Source organism: Cytobacillus sp. FSL K6-0129 (assembly GCF_038007625.1).
GTDB lineage: Bacteria > Bacillota > Bacilli > Bacillales > Cytobacillaceae > Cytobacillus > Cytobacillus kochii.
This window is the reverse complement of sequence record NZ_JBBOXM010000001.1, coordinates 4,530,230-4,541,738: the sequence shown is the minus strand read 5'-3', so window position 1 is coordinate 4,541,738 and position 11,509 is coordinate 4,530,230. Positions and strand designations below refer to the sequence as shown.

Below are 11,509 nucleotides of genomic sequence, written 5' to 3'. Positions count from 1 at the left end.
TTCAAAATAAACTCATTCTTTATTCCCCATTATTAATGACAGCATTCTACAAGCATAATTTAATAAACTAATCTATTAGACAACTATTATTCAAATTTGTATTTTTAAATTGTTATACTTTAATTTATTAAAAAAGCTATCCATATACAATCGGAATAGCCAGACAAACTAATATTACTGTCTTTGGCAACCCGACTATCATATCCTACAGGACTTTAGACTCGTAGCTTTGCGTCCTTACATTTCGATAAGTTTGCCTTTTTCAATATTTAAAGTTCAAATTTCTTATAAATATATTACTATCTAACCATTAAAAATTTTGTCATTTTTTGTAAGAGTTTTGATATTAAAACACAAAAAATATCCATATATATCCAAAAAAGTGCGATAATATTCCATTTCGCACTTTTGATTATTTCCATAGCTAAATTAAATTTTTATACATACTCCGTACAGACACTAAGAAGGAAGTGTGTAATTTCTTACACTTCGTACGTATTTCAATGGCTTTATAGACCTCATATCACCCAGCAACGCACGAATCTCCGTTGTAAGGATTTCCTTGCGCATTTCATAAAACTTTTCAAAATCTTCAAATTCAAGTGAAACATCGTTTGAAATGATTGCTTCTTCATGAAATCTTGCCTTTTGTTCATCATTCATATCGTTGTAATAATCAATAAGCCTCATATCATTTTTGCTACCATTACTTCTTCCTTCAAGTAGATGAAGATTAGGAAGTTTATTTCGCATACTTCTCCATTTTCTCCATTCATCCATTGAAATCGTATGAGGTTTACTATTATCAAAGCGACTGGCCGGATGAAGATGGTCTTGTTCATATTTAAATCTTTTATTTCTCCAATCAAGACTCAAATAATATAGAACTTCCCCAGCAACCCTGCTTCCTTTTTCTGAGTTAAGGACATCCTCTGTTTTGCCTTCAGTTATTCTCAAATCATTGATTTGATCAAGCATTTCGATAGTGATTTCATGATCAAAGCTGTTAATATAACTTTTCATTTGTTGTAGCTTTCCTGTAGTACCAGATTGGAAATAAGTGAAAAATATTGCTCTAAGTAAATATACACGAACCGCATTTATATTATTGCTATATTCGGGATTATAATAAATGTAGTAGTATATTATCGGTAGCAGAACGTTCCAACTACTTGAAAAATGTCTAACATCTATTTTCAACTCATGAAGTAACCTCTCTAAGTTTGTTAGCGCTCTTTTGAATTCGCTCCAATCATTTTTTAAAGTCTCTGCAATACCTTTGTTAATATTTGATTTTATAACATCAAGGCTGAACGAATTATAAAGTCCGTATCGTATTTCTCATATGAATCGACAAGAATTTTACCAAACTCGCTTCTCGCACTCGGCCAATATGCCTCTAGAATTGACATCGTAATTTCCGATTTGCGAAGTGGTTTTCCACCACTATTAAATCTAACAAACATTTCAAGAGCATCATCTTGTTTCATGTCTGTAATCTCAGTATATCTAACGAGCTTTGCTATAAAAATCTTATTATATAATAACTGCAAAATGTTTCTTGCGTATTCTTTGCTATCAGTTGGAACATTAGCAATTGCTTCCTCAATCGCTGTTTCTCTTGTGGCTTCCTTTTGGAAATTTTCACTAAGTATATCTTTCAATTCAAACTGAGTATGGGCTTAATTTTCCTATTTTATCACTGAACTTAATATCGTATTTTTTACTGTTATACTCTTCTTCATCTATTGTTATCTTATTCTTATTTAATTCAATCAAAAGTTTAGTACGGATTATGCTCCCACTATTTTTTCTAGCATTTTTAGGACGTATATTTGCCTCGCCAAACAACGATAAGAATAAAGAGGTTAACCTTTGTTGTCCATCAAGGATTGCAGTATTTGTATTCTTCACATTTATGCTTGTTAATTCATAATTAACACTATCCGCAGTCTTTCTACTATCAAAAGTTACGTCTGATAGAAAATTACAAAAATATGTATCCCACGTAACATTAGAATCATCAACACGCCAGAACAAGAAAGTTGCAATCGGATAGTCCAACAAGATAGAGTCCCACAGTTTCTCTATTTGTTCCATGCTCCAAACATATTGTCTTTGGAATGCTTGCATTACATATTTACCATTCTTGATATTCTGCAATGCTTCAAAAATTGTTATGCAATTGTCTATTAGCTTACTCATAAATCATCCTCCTTGGTGCTTGTTTCTAAATTTGATATATTATTAGAATACTTATTGCCTTCAGTAATAAAAATATAACAGAGTGCTACTAATAAATTAGGCACTACAAATTACTTTTAAATCAATACTCGTCGTTTCTTTAATATAATTCTCAGTCACTCCTAATAGGTTTAAAATATCTTCATTAACATTGCTTTTAGAAATACTTGGCTGAACAATAAATATCTCATAAGACATAGGGATTCTTTGTTTAGCTTTATCTTTTAGAATCTCTAATTCTTCTTCTGAACCTTTAACAATACGACTACAGGATAACTTATTATGATGTTTTACTTTTTTTCTCAAGAGATGCTTAAAGAACTCTCTTCCATCTTTATATTTCCAATGTGTTGACTTTTGAGCTTGTCCACAAACCTCGTATAGATTACCTATGTCATTAGAAATTTTCCCACCCTTAGCATACTTTAAGTGATACATTTGAATCTTTAAAGTGTTGTCCTCTTCCTTAATAGTCAGAACGTCTGCAATTTCCCCACTACCATCATCATCGTAAATAATATGAAAATCTTCTGATTTCAGCTTCTCAATAAATTGATATTGTATAGAATCAGTCCGAATAGGATTAACCTGTTGTGATTCCTTTGAGATATCTGTGTTTGACCAATTATGGGAAATAAGTAACTCACTGTCATATAAATTTATATCATGTCTTAATTTGACATACTCATTTCCAGTTAGAGCTGAACCATCAGCAAACCATATAGTTGGGTTATATTTGTCTAAAAATTGTATTAAAGAACATTTTCTTGTTCCAAAATGTACTTCAACATGTTCATCTGGCAAAATTTCAAATTAAAAATCAGGATAATGCGGCTCTGATTCAGTTCTGTTAAAAATAGTATATCTAATAGGGATCGTAAAGATATCGGATCGTAAAGATATGATTATTTCTGACCCTACATTATAGTTTTCAATTGATAGGTCAACTTCACCTACATTAAATGAAGAAGATTTTCCATATTTAAATTCACATTTAGTTTCTGCCTCGCTATAAATCTCATAATCCCAATCAATACTTATAGGGACTATCTTTGGCATTTCTAAGATCATAGTAGGAACTAGACATTCCTTTAAAATTTCGTTTGCATCAATAGTTGGATTTATTAATTTCTCCCCAACATTAATACACCAATCTTTAAAGTGTTTTATATTTCCTTACAACTTTGTCCATATTCTTCCCTTGTAAGAAACACCTATATTTACAGGATTTCCACCTTCATATCCAGCACCTACTATATACGCTTTCTGACTACGTTGCTTTTCGGTTAGTGGCAATGCTTCACCTATATCACTGCCCACGCTCATCCGATATCTTATGTCTCTACATTTTGTAACTTAATACGTTTAATATTATGTAATGCTTTAAAGACATCCATTTGATTAATTAAAACTGGATCTTTCACTACAATTTCTGCTAATTCTTTAAACAAACTGTCGTTATCAGAGCTATTAATAAAAAGCAAGTTCAGCTTAGGTTCCCAAATGAGAATTAATAAACTCCAAGTTAGATTGAAGGCATTTTTATCACTAAGCCAATCTAACATATTTCTCCTTGCATAAACGATAACAACAACATTTTCACTTTCATTCAGGTCGAAGAAGGCATATTCAAGATTAGGGTTTTCTAAAAACTGGATTTTCAAAGATTTAGGATACCAATATTCTGTTTTACTTTTATAAACCACTGTACTTAATTGTGATTTAATATTTTGAAAAGAAAAGATGGATGAGTTTAAATTACTGAAGCCTTCTAAGAATTCTTTATAATTAACTTCATTTTCAATACTAGCGCTACTAAAGTTAGATAATAGTTCATTCCAATCAGCATCGCTACTATACAAATCTTCTAAAGCACTAGATACATTTAAGTCAGCAATATTTGCTATAAATGCTGCACTACCTAATTCTTTATCGTGTTTAGTCCTAGTAAACCTTCCTGTAAATTGCAATGTAATAGGTAAGCTTTTCTTTATATCATGTAGTGCAGCCACTTTTAATTCTGGTAAATCAAAGCCTTCTCCTAGCATATCTACACAAACTATTACACGATGTTTCTTTTGTTTAATATTCTCGAGGATAGTCTTCTCATTCTCAATATTTGAATATATCAATACTGGATCTAAATGTTTATATTTTAAATATATTTGATACACAGAATCAGCTCTTCTTTTATTTTCACAACGAGCCATAAGAATATGTGGTAATCCTTTACTGATATCAACTTCTAGTCTCTTAACCGCCTCTTCTGCAATTAAGACATCCGCTTTTTGACTATTATATTCTTTTACAGGTATAAATTCAATCTTGGTAAAATAACCGTCCTTTTGTGCTTCACTTAGAGGAAAATTAAATATAATCTTGCCATCTAAATTTTTGCCGTCGTTTCTAAATGGAGTGGCTGTAAATTGAACTATTTTTCTATTGTCAAAAACTTTACGGAAAGATTCCCATGTTTTTGCTTTAACATGATGAGCCTCATCGATAAACACATTAGTTAACTTATTCGATAACATATTCTTCATCTCTTCATTCATCGATGCTAATAACTGCATTGTTGTAACTATAACATTACAATTATTAATAAATAGTTCAAATTATTCCAATTCTTTAAACCCTTCATAGATAATTCCAACTTTAGGGTATTTTGATCTATTTCCTACTATTCCAAAATCTTTTAAAAGACCTAATGTAATAAACTTATCAGATATCTGAGTTCTAAGAGCATCACTTGGTACTGTTACCAACAAGCGTTCACATTGAGCTGATATCATAGTGGACATCATCGTTTCTGTCTTTCCTGTTCCTGTTGGCATTACAACTGTTGCAATTTCCTTAGAAACTTTCATATGACTAAGAATAGAATATAATGCGGCAATTTGTGGTCTTCTTAGTCCTTTTATATCATCCTCAAATACTTCTTCTTTAAAATTGAATTGATCCTTCCAACTTTTTAGAATACCTTGACTCGTATCATTAATTTGATCATTTGGATGCCTTAACCATCGTAATACGTCAATTTTTTGGTCTTTTATTCCTTCAACTAAATTAATATTATTTATGAGTAATACATATGTTGCAGAATCATCTATATATCTTGTATCAGTTGTGAAGCAATATAAGCTACCTTCACACTCTAACAAAAAGTACTTTTTGCTAGTTTCGTATATTTTTCCTTCAATTGTTTTGGGACTAGAAATAAATTGTTTAATAATTCTTTTTCCTTGGCATCTTGTAAATAATTTTTATATATTCTGGTATAGTCACTTTTATCATAAATCACTTCTCCAGTCCTTAACTATATAAGGTGTTAAAGCCAGACCCTAAGTAATAAATTACTGAATTGATATTTTTTAATAACCTCATGATGATAACTTGACTTTATCATTGGGTCTCACATTCCCCTTGTTAGTTAATGTTAACAATCCCTTTTATTAATTGTATAATTTCCCCACACCCTTTTCTACAAATATTGCGAATTTTTTACACAAACTAATCTATATTAGACATTTTTTAACTAATTGGTATATCTTTTGACAAAATGCAAATACTAAATTTGTTAGTACAATTTATGTTTGAAAGTGAAGCAATGCCTTTTGAGCGTTCCTTCTCTTTTTTTGAGAAATTATTAAGTTAACACTTAAAATAACAGTTTTCACAAGATATACTGATTTTTGATTAACCGGTTAATTTAAATTAAATAACGTAACAAAACAAGCGAAGACCACAACGTTATTGAACTGCCCCCCAATTGTTAGACACTATCTACAACAATTGGAGGTGCAGTTTTTTTGTCCAAATTTACTGCGGAAATGAAGCTACAAGCCGTGACTCGCTATTTAAGCGGAAAAGAAAGTTACAGAGAAATTGGAAAATCTATTGGAATAGATCACAAATCGATTGTTAAATGGGTAAGACAATTCAACTACAATGGTGCAGAGGCATTGGTGAAACTTTTGTACAAGTTATAAACAAATGTTTAAACTAGAGGTACTACAATATATGACTGAAAATGGTACTTCTCTATGTGAAACGGCAGCTATTTTTAATATCCCAGCGCATTCCACTCTAGCTGTATGGAAAAGAAAGTTTGAAACACAAGGGATAGATGCCCTTCAGTCACAGGAACAGGGGCGTCTATCCATGAAAAAAGATTCAAATAAACAAAGTTCTACTGAAAGTTCTTTTGAAGCACTAGAAAATCGAATAAAACAACTGGAAATGGAAAATGAGTATTTAAAAAAGTTGAATGCCTTAGTTCAAAACAAGGAAAAAGCACCAAACAAGACAAAGCACAAGTAGTCTATGAGTTAAGGCATAAGTATTCGGTGAAGTCACTCGTAAAACTTGCTGGCATTCCACTCAGCACTATTATGATTTAGTAAAAAGAATGAATCGACCTGATCCAGACACCGATATAAAAGGAGAAATCCAAGCCATTTATGAAGAACATGAAGGTGGTTACGGTTACCGTCGTATTCGGGATGAGCTAGTGAATCGTGGGAAAAAAGTAAATCATAAGAAGGTTCAACGAATCATGAAAGAGCTGGGTTTAAAATGCCTAGTGCGGATGAAAAGGTATAAATCTTATAAAGGCACAGTCGGTAAAATAGCGCCAAATCATTTAGAGCGTCAATTTAGTGCGGACGCACCGAATGAAAAATGGGTAACAGATATTACAGAATTCAAGCTATTTGGTGAAAAGCTGTATCTATCGCCTGTATTAGATTTATTTAATGGGGAAATTATTACGTATACCATCGGTTCTCGACCAACGTATTCATTAGTTTTGGACATGTTAGAAAAAGCATTAGAATCCTTACCAGAAAGGCATCAATTACTCATGCATTCCGACCAAGGATGGCATTATCAAATGAAACAATATCGCAACTTGCTTCAAGCAAAAGGGATTAAACAGAGTATGTCACGTAAAGGTAACTGTTACGATAACTCTGTAATGGAAAACTTCTTTGGGATACTGAAGTCAGAATTCCTTTATTTTAAGGAATTTGAAAGTGTGAACCACTTTAAACTAGAATTAGAAAAATATATAGAATACTATAATAGGAAACGGTTAAAGGGAAAATTGAAAATGAGTCCGGTACAATACCGAACTCATTTTGAACAAGTTGCCTCATGAAATAACTGTGTCTAACTTTTAGGGGTCACTATATATCTCAACTATGTGCTCCGGCCTTCTTGCTATTAGTGACATACGGAGGATAGTTCAAATGACAGAAGATAAAAATGAACTGAATGAAGGCAGGGTTGATAGATTATTAGACAAGTATGAAGATGTTGGGGTCTCATACACACTCTCACCTTATGGGCGGCATGATGTAATTCATGCTTCCTAACCCCAATGATTTTGGGGTTTCTGGATCTTATGAGACTCTGTAAATGCCTTTAGGTAAGAAAAGAGGAAATAAGGTCCTAATTTTAGACATTAGCTTTTTAATAATTAATTGCCACTAATTCGTCTTTTTCAATCCTTACTCTTAATGGGTGTTCAAAAACTAAATTAATATTCTATAATTATATATATAGTGTATACAAATCGATTTACTTATAATAACCCAATGAGTTTAATTTATTTGTTGTTTTAGCGATAGTTTGATGGATTAATTCTTGGTTTTTCTTATTACTTATTATTTTGAACTATGAATGAAACGATCCTCCGCTTCAATTTGAGGAGAGAATTATTAGAATCATTATGAATAAAGTCTAATTTGGCCAAACTTCTTTATATATCAAAGAATTATTGAAAACTTACTGTATGAATTACCTCCTATATTGTCTTGTCTTTGACATACTGCACTATAACTGAACAGTTTTAAAGCGATTAAAAGCAACCTGGCAGATAACGCGCTTCGGTGGAGAATTACTTTGGGATTTTAAAGTAAGAAATGTATTATGGGGAAGAATTAGTAAGCTATTAAAAATTAAAAAGACGGATTGAAGAATATATCTACTGAATCATGAACGTTCTAAAGAAAAATTAGCTGGATTGAGTCCAGTCTAATACCGAACTCAATCCAGCCAATCAGCTGCATAATAAAAACTTTAACTTTCGGGAGTAACCACGATTTGATTATATGCGGTTTATTCACTTTTAAAAGGTTCTTTGTCTTGGTCCCCTATTTTTACTCCAATATATTTTAACAATTACAGAATTTATCTTCTTCTTCAATTTTCTACATCAGTCTTACCCTAATGATAAGTAACCATTTTTCCCATATCCACCTTAAAAATTTTATCAGCAACATCAAAGTATTGGTCATCATGCGTTACTGCAATAACTATTTTTCCTTCAGCTTTCATCCTTGGTATTAGTTCACGGTAAAATATTTTTCTAAAATGTGGATCTTGATCTGCAGCTAATTCGTCAAAAATAAATATCGGTTTACCCTCTAAATAACACCTTAATAAATGCATTCTTTTTTTCTGTCCAGTAGATAACAAAGTAGTACTAAAATAATTCCCCTCGACTTTAACTGCAGAATCTAATTCCAAAAGTTTTAAATAATCACCTATAGTTTTATCTTCATTGATCAAATCAGTATTATATATTCTTTCAAATAAAAATGAATCAGAAAATACTGCAGATATTTGTTCACTAATAGATTGTACGTTTATTTCTTTATCATTAATCTTAATTTTTCCACTATTCGGCCTATATAATCCTGTTATCAATTTTATTAGTGTAGTTTTCCCACTACCATTACCACCAATTATAAATAACACTTCTCCTTCATTTACATTAAAATTAATAGGTCCAATTTTAAACCCTATACCATTATCACTATATTCAAAAGTTAAATTATTTACAGTTAATTTTTTTATCTTATACCTAATCTCTAATTCAACATTTTCCTCTTCTGCTACTTCAGGAAATTGGTATAATAATGATTTCACCCTATCTATAGCCACTCTAATTTGCGCTATTTGAGGTAATGCATTTAGAATCGTGTTAATAGGACCTAATATATAAAGCAAAATCATTACAAATGTAGTCAGTTCAACCAGACTTATATGATTGAAAATACTTGAATAACTAAATACTATAAACCCAAGCACTATAATAAATAATGATTCTCCAAACATAAAAGCGTTTATAAACATTTTAAACGCATTTACATTATTTAACTTGTATTCAGAATTTACCTTTATTAATTCATCCTTGTATTCATATCTTTTCGCTTTATGGAGAGAAAGATCTTTAAATCCAATTATAAATGACTCTACTTTTGCCATTAGTTTATTTTGTGTTTCCCTTGCAACATTAAAATAAGAGCTTGCTCTACCATCAAAAATTGAATAAATTGCAACTAATATAACAACTATTAATATTGTGACTAATGTTGCCGATTTTGATATGGTACCCAAATAAATGAATGCCGAGATAATAGTAATTAAGCTAGTTACAATCATAACTGCAAACCCAGCAAGATCACCAATGCGATTAATGTCATCTGTAATTGTTGTTATGATTTTACCAGATTCCATCTTTTCAAAATCCTCGTATTTAGTTTTAAATAGTTTATCAAAGACCTTTTCTCTTAGAGATTTTATTATCGATTGAGTAATATCTACTAACTTAACCTCTAAAGTTCTTCTCCCTATTATATAAATAATTAAAAATAAAATAAAATAATAAATTAAAAACTTATTCTCACTATAACCGTTAATTGCAGTTGTAACTAATACTATTATTAATGTATTACATAGGCCAGATATTACTCCTAGAGTCAAAATTTCGGGAGCATCTTTTAAATAAATATTTTTGCTTGGAAAACATGACAGTAAAATGTAAACGATATATACTAACCCTAATAGGCATAGAATACTAATCATAAAGAATTTAAAACTAGCTGGTCCCCATACAATTGCATTATACCAATCTATCCCTGCAAATGCTTCAGGAAAGAGGTAAATTCCATATAATATCGGAATTAGGAAAGCAAGAAATACAAATAATTTTCTTTTTTTCAGTTTTTTGAATTCGATATACCTATGCCCCAATATAGTTCTATATATAATAAATCCACTATAAAATACTAATAGCAGGCATAGAATAAAGAAAATAAAGGATAGTATAGAAAGAATAGTATCTATTTTACTTGAACTATTAACTAATTCCAGTAAAGGATCTCCATAAAGAAACGATGTTATATATGTAGCTAACTCAAAAAAATTCTCTGAATTTGAATTCCCTAAAATAACAATACCCATATTTTTTTGCTTACTAAAGGATATATATGAAGAAAAATTAGGATTACTTCCACTGTGATTAATCTCATCAAATCTATTTGTAGTAATGTACCATCCATTTCCGTAAAACATATTATTCTTAGAAGAAACATTCTTATTAGGTTCTTGGGTGTTTACAGCCAAATTACTTAAATCACTATTGGTAATTCTTAATTGTACTTTTAACCACTTCATCATATCTTCAGTATTTGAAACTAAATAACCAGCAGGATAATTATTTCTAAAAATTGGAGGTTGATATTCTCTTGGAGTAAAATAACTTATCTTATAACCTATTGCAAGATCTTTATCTAATCTCTTAGCCCCTATATAGGAATTATCCATATCTAAAGGTAGTAAGATATTTGAATAAATATATTCCTCATACTTGTTTCCTGTAACTTTTTCAATAACAGCTCCTAGAATGTCATAGTTAATAGAAGTATACGCAAAGTGAGTACCCGGTCTCGATGTTAGTTGGATACCTTTAATCTTATTCACAAGTTGTTCTAAGGCGTCATCATCAGGATTTTCCCGGATTAAATTTATTGACTTCTCACCGATTCCACTGGTTTGATTTAATAATTGTTCAATAGTTATGTCATATTTATTACCATCATACAGTACAAAAAAATTTGGGAAGTACTTAGATACATTTTCTTTTAATGATAGCTTGCCTTCTTCTTCTAGTTTTAGAATACTCAAAGCTGTAAATGACTTTGTTATAGAACCTACCTCAAAATTTGTATTATTTGTTGTTGGAATCTTCTCTTCTAAATTAGAATAACCAAAATTTAGGTAGTTTATTTCTCCGTCTTTAATAATTCCAATACTTAAACCTGGTACGTCAAGTTTATCGAAATTATTTTCAATATAATTAGATATTTCATTAACCCTATCGTTCTTTTCTTCTATTCCATGAATATAGGAAGGGTTTATATTACAAAGTATGAGACTTATAAGTAATATTGTAAATATTCTTCTCATAATCTTCTCC

The 11,509-nt window shown here is 30.6% G+C and carries 8 protein-coding genes, 2 pseudogenes and 1 riboswitch; of the genes and pseudogenes, 2 read left to right on the top strand and 8 right to left on the bottom strand.

All coding sequences use genetic code 11. The annotated features are described in order from the left end of the window. Window positions 1–182: 182 nt before the first annotated feature. Window positions 183–268, bottom strand: a riboswitch (cyclic di-GMP riboswitch). Window positions 269–459: 191 nt separating this feature from the next. The 7 genes and pseudogenes from MHI57_RS22925 to MHI57_RS22895 form a co-directional block, all read right to left on the bottom strand. Then, the gene (locus MHI57_RS22925) at window positions 460–1,023 is read right to left on the bottom strand and encodes a hypothetical protein (RefSeq protein ID WP_340978294.1); all 564 of its coding nucleotides are present in this window, start codon (window positions 1,021–1,023) and stop codon (window positions 460–462) included. A gap of 272 nt (window positions 1,024–1,295) precedes the next feature. After that, window positions 1,296–1,664, bottom strand: a complete 369-nt coding sequence (locus tag MHI57_RS22920; RefSeq protein WP_340978293.1) for a hypothetical protein — start codon at window positions 1,662–1,664, stop codon at window positions 1,296–1,298. A 1-nt stretch (window position 1,665) separates the two neighbouring features. After that, entirely contained in the window at window positions 1,666–2,205 is a 540-nt protein-coding gene (locus tag MHI57_RS22915; RefSeq protein WP_340978292.1) for a DUF262 domain-containing protein, read from the bottom strand. Window positions 2,206–2,301: 96 nt separating this feature from the next. Further along, on the bottom strand, window positions 2,302–3,048 hold the full coding sequence (locus MHI57_RS22910; RefSeq protein ID WP_340978290.1) for a hypothetical protein: 747 nt from the start codon (window positions 3,046–3,048) through the stop codon (window positions 2,302–2,304). Between the two features lie 372 nt (window positions 3,049–3,420). Beyond that, the gene (locus MHI57_RS22905; RefSeq protein ID WP_340978288.1) at window positions 3,421–3,570 is read right to left on the bottom strand and encodes a hypothetical protein; all 150 of its coding nucleotides are present in this window, start codon (window positions 3,568–3,570) and stop codon (window positions 3,421–3,423) included. 8 nt (window positions 3,571–3,578) lie between these two features. Beyond that, window positions 3,579–4,454, bottom strand: coding sequence for a DEAD/DEAH box helicase (locus MHI57_RS22900; protein WP_340978690.1), 876 nt, complete (start codon window positions 4,452–4,454; stop codon window positions 3,579–3,581). 126 nt (window positions 4,455–4,580) lie between these two features. After that, window positions 4,581–5,111 (bottom strand): annotated as a pseudogene (locus MHI57_RS22895) (DEAD/DEAH box helicase family protein); the annotation flags it as partial. A 942-nt stretch (window positions 5,112–6,053) separates the two neighbouring features. Between MHI57_RS22895 and MHI57_RS22890 the strand changes: the two are divergent. Together MHI57_RS22890 and MHI57_RS22885 are read left to right on the top strand one after the other, a co-directional pair. Then, a pseudogene (locus MHI57_RS22890) lies at window positions 6,054–7,402 on the top strand (IS3 family transposase). Window positions 7,403–7,493: 91 nt separating this feature from the next. After that, window positions 7,494–7,619 carry a hypothetical protein gene (locus tag MHI57_RS22885; protein ID WP_340978287.1) on the top strand — a complete coding sequence of 42 codons (126 nt, stop codon included), beginning with the start codon at window positions 7,494–7,496 and terminating at the stop codon, window positions 7,617–7,619. A gap of 853 nt (window positions 7,620–8,472) precedes the next feature. On the opposite strand, the gene MHI57_RS22880 is transcribed toward MHI57_RS22885, so the two are convergent. Next, window positions 8,473–11,499 (bottom strand): cyclic peptide export ABC transporter, encoded by a 3,027-nt coding sequence (locus tag MHI57_RS22880; RefSeq protein WP_340978286.1) that lies wholly within the window; start codon window positions 11,497–11,499, stop codon window positions 8,473–8,475. Between the last annotated feature and the right edge of the window lie 10 nt (window positions 11,500–11,509).

What these genes read in the sequence shown, in the direction of transcription:
- MHI57_RS22925 (WP_340978294.1), bottom strand. Translation starts at nt 1,023, where the DNA reads ATGAAAAGTTATATTAACAGCTTTGATCATGAAATCACTATCGAAATG.
- MHI57_RS22915 (WP_340978292.1), bottom strand. Translation starts at nt 2,205, where the DNA reads ATGAGTAAGCTAATAGACAATTGCATAACAATTTTTGAAGCATTGCAG.
- MHI57_RS22905 (WP_340978288.1), bottom strand. Translation starts at nt 3,570, where the DNA reads ATGAGCGTGGGCAGTGATATAGGTGAAGCATTGCCACTAACCGAAAAG.
- MHI57_RS22900 (WP_340978690.1), bottom strand. Translation starts at nt 4,454, where the DNA reads ATGGCTCGTTGTGAAAATAAAAGAAGAGCTGATTCTGTGTATCAAATA.
- MHI57_RS22885 (WP_340978287.1), top strand. Translation starts at nt 7,494, where the DNA reads ATGACAGAAGATAAAAATGAACTGAATGAAGGCAGGGTTGATAGATTA.
- MHI57_RS22880 (WP_340978286.1), bottom strand. Translation starts at nt 11,499, where the DNA reads ATGAGAAGAATATTTACAATATTACTTATAAGTCTCATACTTTGTAAT.